The 21,923-nt window shown below is 35.6% G+C and carries 14 protein-coding genes, 1 rRNA gene and 1 riboswitch; of the genes, 9 read left to right on the top strand and 6 right to left on the bottom strand.

The features are described from left to right. Window positions 1-523: 523 nt before the first annotated feature. The 3 genes from H7U22_RS21175 to H7U22_RS21165 are packed head-to-tail and all read left to right on the top strand — an operon-like array spanning window position 524 to window position 2,810. Window positions 524-1,105, top strand: coding sequence for a Crp/Fnr family transcriptional regulator (locus tag H7U22_RS21175; protein ID WP_187073342.1), 582 nt, complete (start codon window positions 524-526; stop codon window positions 1,103-1,105). A gap of 44 nt (window positions 1,106-1,149) precedes the next feature. Continuing rightward, a complete protein-coding gene (locus tag H7U22_RS21170) occupies window positions 1,150-2,283 on the top strand; it encodes an oxidoreductase (RefSeq protein WP_187073341.1) in 1,134 nt (377 codons plus the stop codon). Next, on the top strand, window positions 2,280-2,810 hold the full coding sequence (locus H7U22_RS21165) for a RidA family protein (protein WP_248284823.1): 531 nt from the start codon (window positions 2,280-2,282) through the stop codon (window positions 2,808-2,810). Before H7U22_RS21170 ends, H7U22_RS21165 begins: the two co-directional genes overlap by 4 nt. A gap of 255 nt (window positions 2,811-3,065) precedes the next feature. On the opposite strand, the gene H7U22_RS21160 is transcribed toward H7U22_RS21165, so the two are convergent. Next, a complete protein-coding gene (locus H7U22_RS21160; RefSeq protein WP_187073340.1) occupies window positions 3,066-3,887 on the bottom strand; it encodes an alpha/beta fold hydrolase in 822 nt (273 codons plus the stop codon). A gap of 307 nt (window positions 3,888-4,194) precedes the next feature. Between H7U22_RS21160 and H7U22_RS21155 the strand changes: the two genes are divergently transcribed. Together H7U22_RS21155 and H7U22_RS21150 are read left to right on the top strand one after the other, a co-directional pair. After that, entirely contained in the window at window positions 4,195-4,515 is a 321-nt protein-coding gene (locus H7U22_RS21155; RefSeq protein ID WP_187073339.1) for a hypothetical protein, read from the top strand. Between the two features lie 53 nt (window positions 4,516-4,568). Continuing rightward, a complete protein-coding gene (locus tag H7U22_RS21150) occupies window positions 4,569-6,095 on the top strand; it encodes a DUF4394 domain-containing protein (protein ID WP_187073338.1) in 1,527 nt (508 codons plus the stop codon). Window positions 6,096-6,166: 71 nt separating this feature from the next. Here the strand turns inward: H7U22_RS21150 and H7U22_RS21145 are convergent, their stop codons facing one another. Together H7U22_RS21145 and H7U22_RS21140 are read right to left on the bottom strand one after the other, a co-directional pair. Then, window positions 6,167-7,600: a SusD/RagB family nutrient-binding outer membrane lipoprotein gene (locus H7U22_RS21145; RefSeq protein WP_187073337.1), complete on the bottom strand. Its 1,434-nt coding sequence runs from the start codon at window positions 7,598-7,600 to the stop codon at window positions 6,167-6,169. Window positions 7,601-7,610: 10 nt separating this feature from the next. After that, complete coding sequence (locus H7U22_RS21140) at window positions 7,611-10,784, bottom strand: SusC/RagA family TonB-linked outer membrane protein (protein WP_187073336.1); 3,174 nt, start codon at window positions 10,782-10,784, stop codon at window positions 7,611-7,613. A 358-nt stretch (window positions 10,785-11,142) separates the two neighbouring features. After that, window positions 11,143-11,247: riboswitch (SAM riboswitch) on the bottom strand. Between the two features lie 135 nt (window positions 11,248-11,382). Between H7U22_RS21140 and H7U22_RS21135 the strand changes: the two genes are divergently transcribed. Further along, the gene (locus H7U22_RS21135; RefSeq protein WP_187073335.1) at window positions 11,383-12,648 is read left to right on the top strand and encodes a peroxiredoxin family protein; all 1,266 of its coding nucleotides are present in this window, start codon (window positions 11,383-11,385) and stop codon (window positions 12,646-12,648) included. Between the two features lie 154 nt (window positions 12,649-12,802). On the opposite strand, the gene H7U22_RS21130 is transcribed toward H7U22_RS21135, so the two are convergent. After that, a complete protein-coding gene (locus tag H7U22_RS21130; RefSeq protein ID WP_187073334.1) occupies window positions 12,803-16,570 on the bottom strand; it encodes an AsmA family protein in 3,768 nt (1,255 codons plus the stop codon). Window positions 16,571-16,721: 151 nt separating this feature from the next. Here H7U22_RS21130 and H7U22_RS21125 point away from each other — a divergent pair, with 151 nt between their 5' ends. The 3 genes from H7U22_RS21125 to H7U22_RS21115 are packed head-to-tail and all read left to right on the top strand — an operon-like array spanning window position 16,722 to window position 19,609. Then, window positions 16,722-17,906 (top strand): glycosyltransferase family 87 protein, encoded by a 1,185-nt coding sequence (locus H7U22_RS21125; protein ID WP_187073333.1) that lies wholly within the window; start codon window positions 16,722-16,724, stop codon window positions 17,904-17,906. Beyond that, window positions 17,903-18,835: a glycosyltransferase family 2 protein gene (locus H7U22_RS21120; protein ID WP_187073332.1), complete on the top strand. Its 933-nt coding sequence runs from the start codon at window positions 17,903-17,905 to the stop codon at window positions 18,833-18,835. Before H7U22_RS21125 ends, H7U22_RS21120 begins: the two co-directional genes overlap by 4 nt. Then, on the top strand, window positions 18,836-19,609 hold the full coding sequence (locus H7U22_RS21115; protein WP_187073331.1) for a polysaccharide deacetylase family protein: 774 nt from the start codon (window positions 18,836-18,838) through the stop codon (window positions 19,607-19,609). Between the two features lie 14 nt (window positions 19,610-19,623). On the opposite strand, the gene H7U22_RS21110 is transcribed toward H7U22_RS21115, so the two are convergent. Both H7U22_RS21110 and rrf read right to left on the bottom strand, forming a co-directional pair. Continuing rightward, window positions 19,624-21,378 carry a S8 family peptidase gene (locus H7U22_RS21110; protein WP_187073330.1) on the bottom strand — a complete coding sequence of 585 codons (1,755 nt, stop codon included), beginning with the start codon at window positions 21,376-21,378 and terminating at the stop codon, window positions 19,624-19,626. Window positions 21,379-21,672: 294 nt separating this feature from the next. After that, a 5S ribosomal RNA gene (gene rrf / locus H7U22_RS21105) occupies window positions 21,673-21,784 on the bottom strand. Window positions 21,785-21,923 lie beyond the last annotated feature (139 nt).

Below are 21,923 nucleotides of genomic sequence, written 5' to 3'. Positions count from 1 at the left end.
TTACAAAGGTTGTGATTGAGGCAAATCTTGATATTAAGGGTCAAACAAAACCGGCATATACTGGCAACGTTGTTTTTTTATATCATTTTAAATAAAGAAATATACTTTCGAGAAGTAATTAAAACCAATTTAATATTGCTGTTTAGATTTTCGGCTCAGGTAATATTTACCCAACAAGTTACATCATTAACTTAACTACCCACATTTAAGATCATTGTACAAATACTCTCCTTCATTCGATAGATCACTACAGCCTACTCTTTTGTGATTTTCAATTCGTAGCTATTAAAAATTATCATTAAGCTGTCTAAACAATTTCTGCTTTAAAAGCATACCTTAATGCATTCACTAAAGCCAATTACCTTTCCATTTAAGGCAACTAAATTAAAATGATTTTATCATTAGCTGAAGTGCACGAACTATACTCAAAAAAAATTAAAGTTGCTAAAGGTTGCCTATCAGCATATAAGAGAAAATATTTTTTATAAATTGGCAAAAATGCAGATGAATTCAACATAATTTTATGTCCAAAAATGCTTTAATAACAAATATTTCCAAACACATAAATCTGACCCAAGAAGAAATTTTGATTTTTGAGCGTTCTTGGACCGAGAAAATATTAGAAAAGGGCGATTATCTCTTACGAAACGGAGATACTTGCCGTCACGATAGTTATATCGTTTCTGGGGCGTTAAAAGCTTTTTATATTACTGAAAATGGCAATGAGGAAATTTTATTTTTTGCAATTGAAGATTGGTGGGCTTCTGATTTAGATAGTTTTTCCAAGCAAAAACCATCTATTTACAATATACAGGCGATAGAAAAAACGACAGTTTTACAAATCAATTATTATACTTTTCAGCACTTGTTAACTGAACTTCCTAGCTTGGAAAAGTATTTTCGAATAATACTAGAAAGTTATTTAAGCGCATTGCAAAAGAGAATTATCTATAACAATGTTTACGATGCCGAAAGCAGATACTATGATTTTTTGGAAACGTATCCAAATATAGCCTCTAAAGTGCCTCAGTATTTAATAGCATCATATTTGGGCGTATCGGCAGAATTTATTAGCCGCATTCGAAAAAAAAACAGGTCATCTTGAACTACATCAATTTTTCTTAAATCAATAACTAGGAATTTTGCTTCATGAAATTTAAGAAGCAAACTAAAAAACATCCTTTCTTTCAGAAGGCCAAAATATGGCAAAGAGAATTGATTAACAGAACGGTAGTAGCCCCAATGTCTCGTGTAAGCGCCACCGAAGATGGCCTAGCTACTGATGAAATGATGGATTATTATTCCGCATTTGCCACCGGAGGATTTGGTGTTATTATTACTGAAGGCATTTACACCGATGTTTACGGGAGTAAAAGTTACGACAATCAGCCCGGACTTACTGATTTTGAACAATGTGCATCTTGGGGAAAAATAACCCAGGCTATCCACCATGCACCCACTCTAGTATTTGCCCAATTGATGCACGGAGGTGCATTATCGCAAAACAGCAAAAACACATTAGCACCCTCCGCTATTAAGCCTGTGGGCTTGAAGATGACATCCTATGGCGGTGAAGGAGATTTCAATCTCCCTAAAGAAATGGACTTAACAGATATCCAAAGAATGCAACAGGGCTTTATAAATGGAGCAATAAATGCTCATAAAGCGGGCTTCGACGGTGTTGAAATTCACTGCGCCAATGGTTACCTTTTAGACCAATTCCTCACACCAGAATTGAATCACCGTAAGGATCTATATGGAGGTTTAATGCAAAACCGTTTCCGTGTAATTGCAGAAATTATCGATGGCATTAGGAATTCCGTACCAAAAGATTTCATTGTAGGTTTGCGGGTTTCGGAGGGAAAAGTAAACAATCTAACATATCGTTGGGCAAACGGTATCGAAACCGCCAAAGAACTAGCAAAAGAAATAAAGGCGAGCCTACCCGATTTTGTACACGTAGCAGTTCAAACTGGAGAATGGGAACGAGATAGCTTTTATGGGGATGGTATATCGTTAGCATCGGTTATGCGTAAAGTAACAGGTCTCCCCGTTATAGCAAACGGAGGCTTTCATAATCTCTGCCAGGCCGAAAGCGCCTTGAATAACAATCACGCTGACCTACTCGCTATCGGCAAGGCAGCTTTGGCTGACCCAAATTGGGTGGTAAAAACATTTAACGATTTGCATACAATTCCTTTTCATCAGGATATGTTATGGCCAGAGGCAAACATTACACATACTCAGAAAATCATCCAAAAACTAAACCAAGAAAAACAATGAAACAACTAATAATGAACGTATGCAAAATATTGGTGATAGGCATATTGTTTCCGCTACTTACCATTACAGGAAAAGCATTTGCACAGACAAATTCATCTAAAACTTTTAATAAAGAAAAAATGAAAATTACACAAATTAAAATTACTCCGGACGCATACAAACCATTCCTTCTAGCACAGGGTCATCGTGTTGGCGATTTATTGTTTATTTCTGGGCAGACAGCTATTGGCGATGATGGGAAATTAGTAGGGATAGGCAACTTTGATACCCAAGCACAAAAAGCTTTTGAAAATTTAGATCGGGTATTGAAAGCCGGAGGCTCTAGTCTAAAAAACGTAGTTAAGGTAACTATCATGCTCCGTGATATGGGAAACTTTAAGAAGATCGTAGAACTGAGAGGCAAATATTTTACCGCCCCTTATCCCGCAGATACTATCATTGAAGTATCCTCACTGTTCTCTCCCGATGCACTTATTGAAATCGAAGCCATTGCAGTGGCAGATGAGGTTGCTGATTGGAAAAAGTAAAAAAACATTAGCCACAGGAAAAAGAAATTCAAATTTAACCGCCCAGTTTTGGTAAATGATGAAGTTCAACTGCGTGCAAAACTGATTTCGATTAGCGATTTGAGAGGTATTACAAAGGTTGTGATTGAGGCAAATCTTGATATTAAGGGTCAAACAAAACCGGCATATACTGGCAACGTTGTTTTTCTATATCATTTTAAATAATCAAGGTTCTCGAATTTAAATCGAGAACCTTTGATGTAAAATAGTTAATGCTTATTCTTTTATAAAAGCCAACAAATCTGCATTTATCGTTGCAGCTTCCGTAGTTGGCATTCCATGTGGAAAACCTGGGTATGAAATCAGTTTTCCGTTCTTTAAAAGGTTTACGGCTTTAGCTCCCGTAAGTGGGAATGGAACAATCTGATCATCTTCTCCATGCATCACCAATACCGGAACCTCTACACTTTTTAGATCATCGGTAAAATCTGTTTCAGAAAAAGCTTTGATACAATCATAATGTGCTTTTATGCCACCCATCATGCCTTGGCGCCACCAATTATCTCTAACCCCTTGCGATATTTTTGCTCCTTCACGATTATATCCATAAAAAGGTAGCGTAAAATCTTGAAAATATTGTGGCCTGTTAAATGCTGTTCCTTCACGAATCTCGTCGAACACAGACATTGGAATGCCTTCTGGGTTATTTTCTGTTTGTACCATTATTGGTGTAACGGCACTAATCAATACAGCTTTTGCAACTCTATCTTTACCATATTTTGCTACATAGCGAATAACTTCTCCGCCTCCTGTGGAATGGCCTATATGTATCGCATCCTTTAAATCAAGCGCTTCAGTTAGTTCGGCAACATCAGCTGCATAAGTATCCATATCGTGGCCATCAGCTGTTTGACTTGATCTGCCATGTCCTCTTCGATCATGTGCAATAACTCTAAATCCCTGCTTTAAAAAAAACATCATTTGTCCATCCCAATCATCGCCAGATAATGGCCAACCATGATGAAAGAATAGAACTTGACCAGTTCCCCAATCTTTATAATAAATTTCTGTACCGTCTTTTACTGTGATTTTACTCATTGCTTTTGATTTTAATAATAGGGTGATTAAAAATTGGTGATTAATCTGGCTCAAAAAGAAAAATTGGATAGTTCTTGCCTAATTCGGGTTTTAAATGGAATAATACAACTAAAACCTTAGCTTTCGAAACCTAAAAATAATAAATAAAAGCTAAAATATATTGCAAACTAGGTTACTAATTCTTTAAGAAATTATATATCCTTGATTAACTTACAGTAATATTTATAAAAACAATGCAAGCGTAAAACTAATCGCTATTAATTTCCGTATGTGCTAATAATATCCATTAATATTATGGAGAATAATTATGGCTCTTACTCACCAAAAGTTTTTTATAGTATTTATTCTGCTCATCTCTTTTGCAGGTAGAATTGCTATTTATGCCATTCCGATCCAAAAACCATCAGTAGAAGTTTTAAAAGAAAACATCAGTAGTAAAGCAGATCAATCTAATGCTGCCGATGAGGAAAATCAATTGGCAGAAAAGCTTAAACTCACAGATTTAGTGATTCCGAAATTTGTAAACTTTGAATTTTTAAATTCATCTGAGTTGAAGAATGCTTTATTTCAAGGCAATTTCAATCTAACCTATTGCCACCTACAAGTTCAGGAGCAACCGCCAAAATAGGCTTGTAAACTTCGCTCCATTACCATTCAATTTTTTACTTAATTTTAAAAACCATGATAAAAACTAAACATTTTATTATAATGGCCTTATTTGCCCTTATAATCCCAATATTATTTTCTGCCTGCAAAAAAAACAGAGACTACACTGAGCAAGAAATGCTTACAGCTGGGCCAGATGTAGATTTTTATGCCTTAACATCAGATGGAAAATTATTGCTGATTAATGCTAAAACCCCAACAACAATTAAATCGACAATTAGTATTTCAGGTTTACAAACCGGAGAGACAATTCTTGGAATCGATTTCCGCCCAGCTACCGGACAGCTTTATGGCGTTGGAAGTACCAGTCGTTTATATGTACTAGACACCAAAACAGGCGTTGCAAGATCAATTTCTGCGGCTCCTTTTACACCAGCACTAAGCGGAACATCTGTAGGCTTCGATTTTAATCCGACCGTAGATCGCATCCGTTTGGTAACCAACGCAGGACAAAACCTCCGTTTAAACCCAGAAACAGGAACCGTTGCCGCTACAGACGGAACAATTAATGGTGTAACCAATGCAAAGGTATCATCAGTAGCTTACACACAAAACAGAGCTGGCGCAACAACAACGATCCTTTTTGATATTGATGCCGCTAATGACAAATTGCATAAACAAGATCCGCCTAATGATGGGAAACTAATAGAAGTTGGGAGCCTTGGCTTCGATGTAGACGAAGTTGGCGGTTTCGATATCAATCCTGATGGAACAGCTGCCCTAGCCGTACTAACCACTGGCGGAAAATCTGCATTATTTACAATGGATTTAAATTCTGGAAAAGCTTCGAAAGTTGGTAACATCAGCACTCAGATTACAGGTATTGCCATACCAACAGAACCTGTTGCTTATGCCGTTTCTAATAATAATGAACTGCTAATTTTTAACCCCGCTTCTAGTAGCCCAACTTTAGTAGTAAAAGCAATTACTGGAATACAAACTGGAGAAAGCATTTTAGGCATAGATATGCGCCCATTAAATGGCCAGCTTTTTGCCATTGGGAGCATTAGCCGAATTTATAGCATAAACGCCTCATCTGGAGTAGCCGCAATGGTTGGCACAGGCCCACTTACAACTTTATTAACGGCAACGCAGGTTGGTTTTGATTTTAATCCTACCGTTGATAGAATAAGAGTTGTTGGCAATAACGGACAAAATTTTAGGATAAACCCTGCGGACGGTACTTTAACTGTAGATGGTAATATTTCCTTAACTACAGCCGCAATTTCTGGTTCAGCCTACACTAACAATTTTGCAGGTGCTACAACGACTGTACTTTTTGATATTGATGATTTGGGTAACCGTTTATATAAGCAAGATCCACCAAACCTAGGAACTTTAGTTGATGTTGGCCCATTAGGAATTAATGTAGAATCGAATAGTGGTTTTGATATTGGAGGCACAAGCGGAACCGCTTATGGCATATTTACAGTTAGCGGTGTGCAAAAAATATATACCGTTAATTTAACAACCGGCGCAGCAACTGCTGGTGCTACTATTACAACAGCCCTACGTGGATTTACACTTGGCTTAGGTTTTTAATTATTTATTTTTTTAAAAAACTATGGCTTAACCGCCATAGTTTTTTAATTTTTAGACCTAAAATTTTAAAATTAATTGACATCAAACCACAATTTTGTAGTCAGCAAATCTGCGCCTTGGTTGGCAACAGCATTTTTGTAACTCTGCAGGTTTAAAGATTGTTCAGTTCCTGGATAAATAAAACGCACTGGAATTTGTCCGTTCAATACCGTATTTACAGATGCGGTAAGCTGTGGGTAATCCAACCTGCGTCTTTCTGCCCAAGCTTCTAGTCCTTGTCCAAAAAGTGCAATCCACTTTTGTTCACCAATCGATTTTTTATAATTTGATGGATCATATTGTACCGAAGCTTGTGCATAATAAGTATTTGCTGTGGCATCAGAAATGTTGTATTGTTTTAAGGATGCTTTCACGGCCTGCTGATAAAGATCTGCGGCATCCTCGCTCGTTAATCCCCTTGCTGCGGCTTCAGCACGATCGAACAAAAGTTCTGCATAACTGAAAATCACAGCAGGTGCTTGAGGCAATAAAAAATAAGCGCCGGGCTTTGATGTTTTTGCAAAACCAAGGTTACTGGCCTCAGAATTTGTTAATCCATTTGGTAAACCAACATATTCTTCCGGTGTTGCTGTTTGTGTTTTACTTGCAAAGATGGCCAAACGCGGATCATTCAAACTAAACAATTTATCTACAATAGTTTTACTTATTCTGTAATCATCCCGAGTATCGAATTGTGCACTTACTGGATTCTGCTGTGGCGAAATTTGATAAATAAGTTGTGCAATATCCGTATTATCACTAATGTACAAATCTCCATCTGCCTTAATTTCATCTAAAACCTGTTTGGCTTTTGCCGGCTCTCTATCTGCAATTCGAAGTGCAATTCTTAGCCTTAAAGAATTTGCCAGTTTTTTCCAGCGAGCAATGTTTCCATTATAAATAATATCTCCACCAATCACCTTTCCTGCTGGATCTAGAGCAGTTTTAGCAGTTTTTAAATCCGCTAGAAGTCCAAAATAAACATCCTTTTGCTTATCATAAGCTGGGGTAATATATTCGTTTAATTTCCCTGCCTGGCTGTATGGAATATCTCCATAAGCATCCGTAAGCAATAAAAAAGTCCATGATCTTAATGTTAAACCTACGCCCTTATAATTGGGGTTACTCGTGGCATTTCCAATCTCAATAATTTTATTGAAACTGGTAATACTCTGCGAGAAAGCGGTAGACCACAGCGATGTAAAACTACTGTTTGAATATATAAACCGATCTTCTTCTGTGTACTGAACTTTTGCCCATTGTTGCGTAAAAAGCAAGCTAGAATTCATATTATTTGTGGTACCCCAATAAGCATCGACCGTATTTTTAATGGCTCCTGTTAAAAGGTAATCTGGCTGTGCATTTTCGGTAGCATTGGGATTGATATTAACTTTATCAAGCTCTTTACTGCAAGACGCAAGTGAAAGTGCTAAAACTGCGATTAAATATATGCTGTTCTTTTTCATGATCGGAATGTTAAAATTTGACGTTTAAATTTATACCGTAAGTTCTAGTTGTTGGATTAGAAAGACTTTCCAATCCTTGTCCATTGCCCGTATTAAATGCAACTTCTGGATCGATATCGGTTACGTTTCGGTGAATAATCCATAGATTTCGGCCAACTAGTGAAACGGAAACACCTTGTAAACTTAACGAACGAATCCACTTTGTTGGAAGGTTATAACTAAGTTTAACCTCTCGTAATTTTACGTAAGAGGCATCGAAAATATTTGCCTCATCAATGGTTCTGAAAGATTTGTAATACGTTTGGGCAGGAAGAATTTTTTCATTGCGTTTTCCATCAGCGGTTACGCCATCAAAGATAATCCCATCATCATATACAGTTACCCCACTTGGAGCCGTTGCACCACTGGCAAGTCGCACCGTTCCATTCGCTTTTAGGTTACCCGGATAATAATAAGAAATTCCTCCATATTCTGCAGCTCTACCCGGAAGTGTAGAAGCTAAAACCCCTGTATAGGTTCCAGTGGAATAAGTTCCATTATAAATTGAACCTCCAAAACTTGCATCAACCAAAACACCTAAACTAATTCCTTTGTAACTAAAGGTGTTTGAAATCCCGCCAATCCAATCTGGCGTATATTTTCCCAATACTTTTTTGTTTGGATCGGTTTGTGGCGCTCCTGTAGCATTAACCACAATATTGCCATTTCCATCTCTCAAAAATGCATTACCAAAAAGTGTTCCGTAAGGCTGGCCAACTGCAGCAATTACCTGTGCCGAACTTGTGGCTACTACATAGTTTTGCAAAAGCCCCGCTTTATCCAGTTCGATTACCTTGCTCCTATTAGCCGCATAATTTACGTCGATATCCCAAATAAATTGTTTCTTTATTGGCGTTATGCCCAACTGAACTTCAATTCCTTTATTATTTATTTTCCCTGCGTTTAGCAATTTTGAACGGAAGCCTGTACTCTGACTTACATCTACACTCAAAATTTGATCGTAACTATTGGTGTTGTATAAACTTAAATCCAAGCGAAGTCTTTTGTTAAACAATACCGCTTCTGCGCCCAGCTCTGATGAAGTTGTAGTTTCTGGTTTTAAATCTGGATTTAAATCGGTTGTAGATGCCGTAAGTTGCGGATTTGTTCCGAATGGTGCGCCAAAAACGTAGGTATTTAATAAACGGTAAGGATCTGCATCTTTACCAACTTTAGACCAACCACCTCTAATTTTTGCGTAATCCAATACCTCACTTTTAATGTCAAAAGCCTCGGTAAGCACCAAACTTCCATTAAACGAAGGATAAAAATAAGATCTATTTTGTGCAGGCAAGGTAGATGACCAATCATTACGGGCCGTAACATTTGCAAATAAATAATTTCTGAAGCCAATCTGTGCCGAAGCATATCCGCTGTAAGATTTTAGTTTGCTGTAATTGTTTGATGACGTTAAAGGATCTCTAGAATTGCTCAACGTATATAATCCAGCTACAGCTAAACGCGGTGCACTCTGATCGTTCTGTTCTATATAACGAGAACGAATATTACTTCCCAGCAATGCCTCTAAACTGAAATCCTGATTAAGTTGCTTGTTATAGCTTAAAGTTGCATCGGTATTGTTTTCGTTTACAGTAAAAGCACTTTCTGAGTACGAACCAAACGGTGTTCCATTAGTACCATAAGCAATTTTTATTTTACGGCGATCATTATAATAATCTGTTCCCGAACGGAAGTTAAATTCCAATCCATCGATAATCTTATAATTTAAACCGATACTTCCAATTAACCGATTTCTGTTTTGAGATACCGTATTTTCGTAAGCTACCCAATATGGATTGCTATAGTAGCTATTGTTCCAGTTAAAGGTATTGCCATTTTCATCCAGATAATTTTTCAATTGACCAATATCTACCTGCCTACCGAACCAGGTAAACTGCAACATCGTACTCGTAGATCTTGAGCCTCCTGTTCCCGGTAAATTATCCGAACTCAGTTTACTATAATTTGCGTTCGCAAGAATACTCACCTTTGGCGTGAGCCTTAAAGTTGTATTTAAGGCGAATGAGTTTTTACCCTGACCCGAATTAGGAACAATTCCGACCTGCTTCAAATTGTTGTAGGATAATCTGTAATCAATCTTATCGCTGGCATCCTCAATAGAAACACCATTTGTTAATGCATAACCAGTTTCGAAAAAATCTCTTACGTTATCTGGATGTGCAACAAACGGAACGGCAACACCTTTTGAATAAAACTGCGGAATCAATCTTCCATCGAGTTTTGGGCCCCAACTTTCATCTACACCATCATTTACGCCTGCACCTTTACCATCTACATAACTGAATTTCCCTTCAGAACCTTGCCCAAAAGCATCTTGATATTTTGGTAGCGTAAGCAAGGTTTCTAAAACAGCATTAGAGTTCAAAGTGATTCCCACCCCTTTTTTCGATTTGCCAGATTTTGTTTTGATAATGATTACACCGGCAGCCGCTCTAGATCCGTAAAGTGCTGCAGCATTAGGGCCTTTTAAAACGCTAATCGATTCGATATCATTCGGGTTAATATCCGAAATTGTATTTGCGTAATCCCTCGCACCTGCAGAGTTTAGTTGAGAGTTATCAACCGGAATTCCATCTACTACAAAAAGTGGTTGATTATTACCTGAGATGGAGGTTTCTCCTCTAATTACAATTCGTGAAGAACCCATATCCCCTTGACTATTCGTAACCCTAACCCCCGCTATTTTACCAGCAAGTGCATTTACTAAATTAGTTTCCTTAGCTTCTGATAGGTTCTCACCTTTAAGTTCCTGCACTGCGTAACCCAAAGATTTCTTTTGTCTGGAAATTCCGAGTGCCGTTACAACAACCTCATCTAAAGCATTTTCCCCGTCTTTTAGTATTACTTCTAAAGCATTATTGCTTTTATCTACTTCAATCTCTCTGGATGAAAATCCGATATAGGAAAAAACAAGCGTACTTTTCCCAGAAAGAGAAATGGAAAAACTACCTTTTCCATCGGTAATTACAGCTTGTTTAGTTCCCTTAACCAATACGGAAACCCCAGGCAGGCTTTCGCCCGATGAAGATTTTACAGCACCAGAAACGAAAATGTTTTGAGCCTGTACAATTTGTGAAAGCAACAGCAATACCAAAATTGCAGGGAGCTTGATTTTTTTAAACATGATTAAATTATTAATGATTAGTTAATTGGCATTTATAAAATCTGGGCATAGCAGTTCCATGTCGCTATTTTTTAGCGTTTTTATAAATACATAAAATGACAATTGATTTTAGGCTAAAGAAAAGCCTAGATTACCCATCTTAATTTTGGATAAATAACCTACACATTCGATGGCATTGGTGAGATTTTTGATTCCTCAATAGAGATAATTTTGGCTCGTTAGTTTTTTCCATGGGATTTGAATTTAATTTTTAAACTATTCACTTATCAATCAGGTTTCTAGCGAAGCTTCAATAAAAAAGCACCCCTTAAATCAGAAGTGCTTGCAGATCTTAACATAAATGTTATTGCATTCAACTGACTTAACTACCCCAAAATATTTGGGATGGAATTAGCACCATTTCTGTTTAAAGACGGTTGCTAAGGTTTCATCGGGCCATTCCCTCCACCTTTCTTGATAAGTATTTTAAAATAACTGGCGCAAAGATAGTACAAAAACTATATAGTCTATAATTTTAGTAGATTTAATTGAAAATATTTTTTCTTTTCCCAATCGATGCTTACATTTGTCTACCTATTTAGTAGAGTAAATCATCCCGATGAATATAAAATTATTATTTCCTGCCTTAGCTTTAAGCTTATTGTTTCAAAATTCGCAGGCACAAACACAAAAAAAGCAAGTTTCAGGTTATAGCTTAAATACCAAAAATTTCGTTGCAACAGGCAATTGGCGTGGAGTATTTAAAATAAAAACTGGGGTTGAAGTTCCTTTTAACTTCGATATTACAGAGAAGGATGCCAATAATCTTAACCTTGTTTTTCTAAATGCAGAGGAACGCTTCCCCGGTGGCCATGTAAACAAAACTTCAGATTCTCTTTTTGTAAAACTAGATCAGTTTGATAATGAACTTGCCTTTAAAATAGAAGGCGATTCACTTGTGGGTGTTTTAAGAAAGCAGGATAAATCTGGAAGGCCATTGGCAGTTGTTGCAGAACGCGGAAAAAATTACAGATTCAAACCGGAGGGAATAGAGCCTGCAGGAAATTTTTCTGGCACCTATGATGTTGTTTTCAAATCTCAGAGTGGAAATGATGAAAAAGCAGTTGGAGTATTTAAACAAACTGGCAATAAAATAACAGGAACATTTTTAAGAGTTACCGGCGATTCCCGTTACCTAGAAGGAACAGTTGAAGGCAATAATTTCTCACTTTCGAGCTTTACAGGATCATCTCCATCGTATTATAAGGGTACATTTTCCAAAGATGGAACTTTAAATGGTGAGGTAGTAAGCGCTAGAGGAAATCAGCCCTTTACAGGCAATCAGAATCAAAATGCAAAACTTCCAGATGCTTACAAATTAACATTTTTAAAAGACGGATATAAAACATTGGATTTTTCTTTCCCTGATGTTAATGGAAAAAAAATATCACTGAGTGATGAAAAATTTAAAAACAAGGTTGTTATTCTTACCATAACAGGAACTTGGTGCCCAAACTGTGTAGATGAGGCTTCGTTTATTGCACCCTGGTATAAAGACAATAAAAAACGTGGAGTTGAGGTAATTGGAATCCATTATGAAAGACAAACCGATTCTGCTTATGTAAGAAAAGTACTTACAAGATTTAGGGAGAAATTTGATGTTCAGTATGATCAGGTTATTGCGGGCACACCCGATAAACAATTGGTTGCTAAATCTCTGCCTGCATTGAGCAATTTTTTATCGTTCCCAACCACCATTATCATTAACAAAAAAGGAGAGGTGGCACAAATTCATACGGGTTACAGTGGTCCAGCAACCGGAAAATATTATACAGAATTTGTGAAAGAATTCAATCAAGAAATTGATGACTTGTTGAAACAATAAGCTTTAACTCTACAAAGAAAGGCCGTATTATAAATTAATACTTCTTTTGATTATTGTCACATTGAGCCTGTCGAACTGCTTCAAATGTATTTTTTAATAGTCTTTCCACAAGCTCAGTGTGAGAATTAACATTTATAAAATGGCTTCATTTTTTTTATTTGATCATAAGACCATTCTTGGTTTTCACTGCTAAATCCTGCTTACGCAACCTTCGCTCTTTTTTAAGTCCTGCGCTCGATGCAAAACCAGCAAGAACCGTTTTAATCCAGTAATTAAACACAAATTTTTGCCTGTTCCTTTCAAAAAACACAAATGCAGGTTTCGAATTATCATGGCGAACGATCAAATTAATTAACTTATTTTCCAAAAATAAAAGAAAGGTCTTTCGCTCCGAATTTTTCTTATCCAATAAGCTGATCTTCAAATTTTTATAAGGCAAAAGAATTTGTCCTTCTGCTAAATATTTGTTCCCAGTCCATTCAGTTACTAGATTTTCTGTATTCCCACTATTAATTTTTACAGATGCCAATGGAATACTAATCTGGCTCAGAGAAGCTAAAGCTATAGGCGCAATCTGCAGATTCATTTTAAAGCCCGATAAAGAATCTAAATATGATTCTCTGTAGTTTAAATTTACTGTATTTTGATTCATTAAACTCGCATTTCCTTTCACAATCAAACTATCCGTAACTGAAAATCCATTGCTCAATTTTAATATGTGAAGATTGAGATTTCCTAAGGGGATTACACCTTCTCTACCTGTTGCGATAGATATTTCATGAACATCTACATGACTATTTAAAACATTTATACGATCAATTTTAATTGGCATCTTAACATTTGCCATTAACTTTGAAGGCATTAATTTTTCCTTCTGAGGTTTTTCAGCCATTCGCTTATCTCTACTCGCAATCAATTCAGCGCCATCAATATTCACATTGGTTATACTTAAACCAAACTGCTTATTGAGTTTCAAATAATTAAGCCCATTTATCTCTATCTTTTTTGCAGAACCAGAAATATAGTCTGTTTGCCATGGTTGCACCCTTTTACTTTCGGCCCACGATAAATTGGGAGTGAAAATAAAATTGTTTACAGCGAGTTTTTTTGGTATGGGTAACCAATCCAAAGTATTCATTTTAATGGTAGCATTCTTGTTTCGGTAAGCAAAATCAGTCACTCCCAAAATCGATTTATAAATTAAGTTTTGCCACTCAAAAGGTTGGCCAGCTTCGAAAACAAAATGTTTATCGCTAACATTTACCGAAGCATTTTTAACCATTAGCCTAGTACTGTCTTTTATATAATTAAATTTAATTGCGTTGGCATTTAATTCAACCTCAGAAAAAAATTGAAGCTTATTTTTTTGTTCAACTTTGGTATTTTCCAACTTCACAAAAAGAGGCGCAGTTAAATTGATACCGTGCTTATTAAAATCAAGTTGATTGATATCGATCTGGGAAGATTTAATCGAAAGCAATTCGGACGAATTTTTCTTGCCAATCAGATTAATAAAATTAAGATTAAAAGTAGAACTAATGGTTGTACTATCGTTTTGATTAATTTTTCGGAAACTTAATTTACCATTTTTAACACCAAAATCTTCAATGAGGAAATCTATAGGAATAGCAAAGGGTTTCTTAGAAGAAACGGCAGGTTCTAACCCAACAGATTTCGATAAAACATCTGGTTCATTTAGCCTAAAATACTCCAGCTTAAGCCTTTTAAAATTGGTGGAAACAAATGGCCCTTTAAATTCCAAAAGCGGTAGATTAATCCTATCGATTTTATGATCAGATTGAATTTTAATATTCACATTTTCAATTTTATTTTGCCTTTTAGCATTCAAATTTGCGTGGCTTGCCTCAACAGAAATTTTTTCGTTTTGAATTTTTAAGTTGTTGAAATCTCCGCCCAAATCTGCCCATATAAGTTCATTGTTCTTAGAGTCTATATTTCGTCCAAAAATATTCTTGCCCTCCAAATGAATACGATTTTTATTGGAAATCTTATCAAATTTAAAATCAAGCAGATCCAATCTACCAATGTGCAGTTTTGGTAATGGCTTCTTTACCTGTGTCTGTGGAGATGCTTTATTAATCGAAATATCAAGCGCTCCGATTCTTAAAGAATCAACAAAAATCATTTTATAGCTTTGGTATAAATCCCAATCCAACCATTCCCAATACAGGTTCTTAGCTTTAATAGATGTTCCGGTAGATAAGTTGAGGATAACCGAACTTGCGCTATTGTGCCGAACAGAGCCATTAAACATATAATCGTTCAATTTTAAATCGAGTTTAGGAGATTTTACAACCATCCTTTTAAAGCTAAGACGGGGAATGGCATGTTTTACCTCCAAAGTGGTATCGCTGTTTAGCAACTTATCCACCAAAATGTTCGAATTCAGTTTGTCAATGTGCACATCAGTGCCAAATTTGGAATGCGATTTAAGATGCAAGGTTCCATCAACAATATTAAATTTCTGCACACCAATTAAGCCTTTAATATTATGCATAATTTTAAAAAATCGACTAAAATCCGCTACAGTATCGGTAGCCTGTACAATCTTCGGCTTTGTAATTACAGTAATCACAGGATACATTAATACCGCCTCATCTGCACTGATTTTTTTATTCAATAAAGCATTTAGGTTAACATTTTTTAATTGAAGAGAAGGCGTTGTAAAACTTAAACTACTGTTACCATTAGCATGAATTGGAGCATACACGGCATTTCTAAAAACCACCTTATTATTTGCAATTGCTAATTCCTCAACCGTTAATTGAGACTTTCCATCTTTAGATAAAAATTTAATTTTATTTAGATTTAACTTTACACTATCTGTTTTTAAAGATGTTGAAATGGAAGGGTGATAACTTAGATTATAAATTTTCAAATCGACTTTTTTGGTTTCATTACCGGCATTGCCAATACTATCGATATTCAAAAAGCTTCCATCCTGAATACTTACATATTTAAAATTAATCCACTTAAATAGGTGCTTAATTTTAGAATTTTCAACCGATTTAGACGAAACACTTTTACTTTTACCAATTTGCAAAACAGGTTTAATTAATATAACCGTATCAATGATTAAATCATCCTTTGAAAAAATAGAAGATAATTCGGCAGATTTGAACCTAATTTTATCTGCTATAACTTTGGTTTCTGCCCGATCTGAGGTCGCTTTAGCTGTAAAAGTGGAGGAATCTAATTGAAAATAATGATTTTTTCCTGAGAAATGAAGCTTTTTAAAATCAATAGAATGTAAACCATCTGGAAAAGAAATATGTTGCTTATTTATAGTTAGATCAACATCTTCTGAAGCAAAAAGACTTTTGCGTTCTACATTTGAAAAATTAGAAACTGTAAAATTTATCTGATTAATTTTTAAATCCTTTGGATGATCCTTACTTCTATAGAGATAAGATGCATTCCGAATTTTAAAAGTTTTAACTTCCAAATGTTGCAACAACTTATTCATTAAAGCTTCAATGTTCCCGGGATGAAAGGCTTTTTTGGGAGCATTATCAGTTTTATGAACATGCAAATAAATAGAGGGAGATTTAATTTCAAGGTTAGTAACAGAAACCTTTTGATGGAAAATGATGTCGCTGAAAGACGCTATGCTTAAGTAAATTTTAGGAATTTTAATGTCGTAATGAGCAGTTGCATTTAGCGTATCAGTATGATAAAAAACAGCACTATTTATAGCAATAGTTCTCTTAAAAATAGAAACATCAACATCCTTTGCATCAAAGGCATAGGTATCACTTGATTTTTCCTTCACAGCTAAGCGAATAATATCCTTGAACCTGTAATCTATAATTTGTGATAAACCAAATAGAATTATAAGCCAAAAACCTAAAAAAATCAAGATTCTTTTACTCCACTTCCTTTGCACAGCCGAGAGTTTCATCTAACTTTTATAGATTAATAGTAGTTACTAAAATATTTTAGAAAAATGGGATGGATTTGTAATCATAAATATATAAACAAATTCCTAAAAGTTAACGGCATTAGGATTCTACGCCAAATATTAAAAATTGTTATCTTGCGATACTAATCTCATGAACGCCTTTAAAAACCCTACCTTCACAAGAATATTTGCTTTCCTTTTAAAAAAGGAATCTGTTATAATTGTATATATTTTGCTGGCAATTTTAGCGGGCTCGAAACAATATATTCATCACAGTTATAACAATTACCTTATTTTTAAATACGTTTATTGGCATTCAGTCGATCTTCAAAATCTATATCTAAATTACCCTGAATACTTAGATAGCAATCACTACGGACCTGTTTTTTCATTATTAATAGCGCCATTTGCCCTCTTACCTGATGGTTTGGGCATGATTCTCTGGAACATTGCAAATGTTTCTGTTTTACTTTGGGGCATTTTCAGTTTGCCCCTAAGCCTAAATAAACGAACATTAATTGCTTGGATTTGTGCCCACGAAGCCTTAACAGCGCTCTTTAGCTTTCAATTTAACATTGCCCTTACAGGAACAATTTTGCTTTGTTTTTCTTACTTGATTAAAAAGAAAGAATTTCAATCTGCTTTTTTTATTGCCTTTGGTACGCTGGTAAAATTATATGGAATTGTTGGCTTAGCATTTTTCTTTTTTAGCAAAAATAAATTGAAATTTATATTGGGTGGCTTAATCGCATTTGCCGTTTTATTTGTGCTCCCAATGGTTTTATCCTCACCTTCATTTGTAATTCAATCTTACCGAGATTGGTACGATTCTTTATCTCATAAAAACTCATTAAACGCATCCTTAACCTCTTTTCAAGATATTTCCATTATGGGAATCGTACGCAGGGTTACAGGTAATGTTAATATTCCCAATACCCCATTTTTATTAGTCGGTGTTATTTTATTTGGCTTACCTTATTTAAGGGTGAAACAGTATAAAAACCTTGCATTTAGATTAATGCTGTTGGCTTCTACCCTAATTTTTACCGTAATTTTTAGCAGTGGTTCAGAGTCGCCAACTTATATAATAGCATTTGCTGGCGTAGCCATCTGGTTTATAATTCAACCTAACCCTAAAAATATGTGGATTATCGGATTGTTTATTTTTGCTTTTTTACTCACCAGTCTTTCTCCAACGGATATTTTTCCAAAACCACTGAAAGAATTTATTCGTCTATATTCGCTTAAAGCCCTACCTTGCGTTATCATTTGGCTAACCATAATATATCAAATGATGAGAGTAGATTTTCAGCGCTATTTGATTGCCGATAAATGAGAAAATTAGTTTCTATAGTTATTCCCGCTTACAACGAAGCCGATAATATTTTCGTTATCACAGAAAGTATTAAAGGTGTGTTTTCATCAATTAATTACGATTACGAAATCATTTTAGTTGATGATGGAAGTGCAGACCATACACTCGATAAAATAAAAGAATATTCAAACACTAGCGAAAATATATTCTTTCTAGAGTTTTCTAAAAACTTTGGTCATCAACTGGCAGTAAAAGCGGGTATGGATCACGCTTACGGAGATTGTGTTATTTCTATGGATTGCGATATGCAACACCCTCCAGAATTAATTCCAGAAATGTTAGTGAAATGGGAAGAAGGCTTTGAAGTTGTTTACACCATTAGGGAAGAAGATAAAGCACTTTCTAAAGGAAAAAGAAGCTCTTCAAGTATCTTCTATAAAACTTTAAATTGGCTGTCAGACATCGATTTAGAACCTGGCGCTGCAGATTTTCGCCTGCTCGATCAAAAGGTAGTTAATATTTTCAGAAACTTCCACGAGAATGAACCATTTCTCCGTGGATTGGTAAAATGGCTGGGTTTTAAACAATACGCCATAAAATACAATCCAGCTGCACGTTTTTCTGGAAAGAGTAAATATACCGTTAAAAAGATGTTCCGCTTGGCATTACACGGCGTTACCTCTTTCAGTATTAAACCGCTGTATTCTGCTGTTTATTTAGGCTTCATTTTCTCTTTTGCATCAATACTTTACATTCCGTACGTAATTTATGCTTTTGTAAACAATGTTGAAGTTTCTGGTTGGGCATCAATGCTTATGACTATTGTTTTCTTTGGAGGATTACAATTGATTATTTTAGGCATTATTGGGATTTATGTGGGTAAAATGTTCATGCAAACTAAAAATCGCCCAAATTATATCATCCGTTCAACCAACATTCAAAATAAATAAATGGTTCTTTTAAGTTTTGATATTGAAGAGTTTGATATGCCCTTTGAATATGGAAAAGAGATTTCATTTGAAGATCAAATTTCAATTTCTAGGGCAGGGACAGTTGCGATTCTAGATCTTTTGGATAAATATGAGGTAAAGGCAACATTTTTCTGTACCGTAACATTTGCCGAAAATATTCCCGATCTAATCAAAAGAATAACTAAAACAGGGCACGAACTTGCCTCACACGGTTATTATCATTCAGATTTTAAACCAGAACATTTATTACAATCAAAACTTAAGCTCGAAGAAATTTCTGGCAAAGAAATTACAGGATATAGAATGGCAAGAATGATGCCTGTAGATGAAAAAGAAATTGAGAAAGCCGGATATGTTTATAACACATCCATCAATCCAACCTACTTGCCGGGCCGATATAACAACTTTAATATTTCCAGAACATTTTTTACAAAAGAAAATGTTTTACAGATACCAGCCTCAGTAAGCCCAATAGTCCGTTTTCCATTATTCTGGCTTTCATTCCATAACCTTCCCCTTAGTATTTATAAATTCTTAGCAAGCTGGACCTACAAAAAAGATAAATATCTAAATGTATATTTCCATCCGTGGGAGTTTACGGATTTGGATAATTTTGAAAGATTTGGATTCCCTGGTTATGTAAGAAAAAATACCGGATCAAAAATGATCGAAAGAATGGATAGTTTAATTTCATGGATGAAAGCGAAGAAATACTCTTTTGGGACTTTTCAAGATTTCATCAAAACCATTTAATTAAAACACGCAAACTATTTATAAGTCTCAGCTAGTTTTAAAGCATTGTAAGTATTTACAATGCCTCCACTCACACAAATCTCTGAAAAAGGAACCCGCACAGTTTCATCTCTTTCGTTTTTATATTTTACTTTGTGAAGTACTTTAGAAACAGATTTCATAATAATCTCTCTTACTTGATTCGGCTTAAGATCTGGATAGTAACTCAAAATTAAAGCCGCTAAACCAGCAACAACAGGTGATGCCATACTTGTTCCATCTAAATCTTGATATTTATTGTTTGGTACCGTAGAATTGATTAAAAACCCTGGAGCAAAAACATCCACATTATATTTGCCGTAATTTGAGAAATCTGCTTTTAGGTTATCGTCATCTTTATAGGCACTTGCACCAACCTCAATCCAATTGCTGGCATGAGGAAGACTAAATTTTGCAGAATCTAATGGAAGAGGTTTAATAATTGTTGATCGGCCAACTGTAGGCCTCATCCCCATGCCATTTTGCATAGGTTTAGGAGGCGTAAAATCCGGTTTTACAGGTTTTTTATGCGCTAGCTTATAAGCTTCCGCTTCAGGACTATCAAAGTATTTATTCGGATAATTTTCTTCGATATCGTTATTCTGATTATCATTCCCTGCAGCATGAACCATTAATACACCCTTACTTTCTGCGTATTTTACAGCTTCATCAACCACTTTTTTATCCCATTTATAAGCCTTACCAAAACTCATATTAATCACCTTTGCACCATTATCAACCGCATAACGAATCCCATTTGCAACGTCCTTATCTCTTTCATCGCCAGTGGGCACAACACGAATAGCCATAATACTCACATTATTTGCTACTCCATAAACGCCCAAAGTATTCGATCTATCGGCACCGATTATACCAGAAACGTGCGTCCCATGCATTGCATCTGGTCCTTTTACATCACTGTTACCATAATTACGTTGGTTAGAATTTGAATAATCATCTCCAACTAACTCTGCACGTAGATCATATTTTGGATTTAGGTTATATTTTAGCATTGCATCGTATTGCTCGTAACCTTCCTTTATATTGTTATAAAACTTCTCAAAGCTTCCATCCTCTCTAGATCCTTTTCTAATAATATTTTTCACCTGCTCTTCTGTTTCATCGTCTGCCTTATAATTATCTATATCGGCTAACGTTGGCACTTTTATATTATTTATCTTTGAGACCGAATCTAAAACCTTATTAATGGCAATAAGTACTGAAAATGTATTACTGGCATCTTCATATTTCTTACCAAAATCGCCAACCATTTTTTTGTATAGTCTAAATTCTTCTTTTTGAGCACTATCTAAAGGTGTTAAATTTGTTGTAGATTGATATTTAGGAGTATAAATTCTAAGTAATCTAACCAATTCTAGATTATCAAATTGCAAATTTCCCTTTTTCGAGCCAATAAAATTCCACCCATGCACATCATCCACATAACCATTCCCATCATCATCCATGCCATTTCCTGGGATTTCTTTCTTATTTGTCCAAAGAACATTCTTCAAATCTTCATGATTGATATCTATTCCCCCATCAATTACAGCTACAATAACATTTTGCTTAGGTTTTCTATCTTTTAAAAGATCACGATATGCTTTTTCTGTACTGATTCCAAAAAAACCGTTTTCTACTAAATCAAGATTAAACCAATTGGCGGGTAATTGTACATTTTTACTCTGAGCAAATGATAAAGTTTGCAAACAAACAAGAAAGGCAAGAAACATCAATTTTCTAAAATTCATATTCATCATATCGATATGTACGTAATAGTACAATTATACGGTTTTATTGCTTTGAGCTAGAAAATTTTAGCATTATTTAACAAACGCATTCGAAGAATATTCGTAATGAAAGCTGGTATTTGATAGTTGCGTCAATCTGCTGTCTGACACAATCTTTTGAGATTTGCTTGAAAATAAATTTGCCTGTCCAGAAGGGGCTTCACCCGACTTGGTTTATGACGGAAGCATGTACCGCTTTAAAAGGCCATAAACGAAGAAAGCCCCGTAGCTGTTGCTACGGGGCCCCTCTTTAAGATCTGGCACCGACCTACTCTCCCACGTGTTACCGCAGTACCATCGGCTCTGGCGGGCTTAACTTCTCTGTTCGGAATGGGAAGAGGTGGACACCGCCGATATAGGCACCTGAATATTTTTAACAAGACCGGAGGTGAAGGAACGGGTACCAAAGCGAGTACGCTCGCGGTCCGCGGTCTGTCAGCACTCGGCTTGAGTGACATATAATTGGAAGAAGTTAAGTTTCGAAGAGCAAACAACGATTTGTTGCC

The sequence above is a fragment of the Pedobacter fastidiosus genome (assembly GCF_014306625.1).
GTDB lineage: Bacteria > Bacteroidota > Bacteroidia > Sphingobacteriales > Sphingobacteriaceae > Pedobacter > Pedobacter fastidiosus.
This window is presented reverse-complemented; position numbering and strand designations above follow the sequence as displayed.

What these genes read in the sequence shown, in the direction of transcription:
- H7U22_RS21135 (WP_187073335.1), top strand. Translation starts at nt 11,383, where the DNA reads ATGAATATAAAATTATTATTTCCTGCCTTAGCTTTAAGCTTATTGTTT.
- H7U22_RS21170 (WP_187073341.1), top strand. Translation starts at nt 1,150, where the DNA reads ATGAAATTTAAGAAGCAAACTAAAAAACATCCTTTCTTTCAGAAGGCC.
- H7U22_RS21145 (WP_187073337.1), bottom strand. Translation starts at nt 7,600, where the DNA reads ATGAAAAAGAACAGCATATATTTAATCGCAGTTTTAGCACTTTCACTT.
- H7U22_RS21165 (WP_248284823.1), top strand. Translation starts at nt 2,280, where the DNA reads ATGAAACAACTAATAATGAACGTATGCAAAATATTGGTGATAGGCATA.
- H7U22_RS21120 (WP_187073332.1), top strand. Translation starts at nt 17,903, where the DNA reads ATGAGAAAATTAGTTTCTATAGTTATTCCCGCTTACAACGAAGCCGAT.
- H7U22_RS21115 (WP_187073331.1), top strand. Translation starts at nt 18,836, where the DNA reads ATGGTTCTTTTAAGTTTTGATATTGAAGAGTTTGATATGCCCTTTGAA.
- H7U22_RS21175 (WP_187073342.1), top strand. Translation starts at nt 524, where the DNA reads ATGTCCAAAAATGCTTTAATAACAAATATTTCCAAACACATAAATCTG.
- H7U22_RS21125 (WP_187073333.1), top strand. Translation starts at nt 16,722, where the DNA reads ATGAACGCCTTTAAAAACCCTACCTTCACAAGAATATTTGCTTTCCTT.
- H7U22_RS21155 (WP_187073339.1), top strand. Translation starts at nt 4,195, where the DNA reads ATGGCTCTTACTCACCAAAAGTTTTTTATAGTATTTATTCTGCTCATC.
- H7U22_RS21110 (WP_187073330.1), bottom strand. Translation starts at nt 21,378, where the DNA reads ATGAATTTTAGAAAATTGATGTTTCTTGCCTTTCTTGTTTGTTTGCAA.
- H7U22_RS21150 (WP_187073338.1), top strand. Translation starts at nt 4,569, where the DNA reads ATGATAAAAACTAAACATTTTATTATAATGGCCTTATTTGCCCTTATA.
- H7U22_RS21140 (WP_187073336.1), bottom strand. Translation starts at nt 10,784, where the DNA reads ATGTTTAAAAAAATCAAGCTCCCTGCAATTTTGGTATTGCTGTTGCTT.
- H7U22_RS21130 (WP_187073334.1), bottom strand. Translation starts at nt 16,570, where the DNA reads ATGAAACTCTCGGCTGTGCAAAGGAAGTGGAGTAAAAGAATCTTGATT.
- H7U22_RS21160 (WP_187073340.1), bottom strand. Translation starts at nt 3,887, where the DNA reads ATGAGTAAAATCACAGTAAAAGACGGTACAGAAATTTATTATAAAGAT.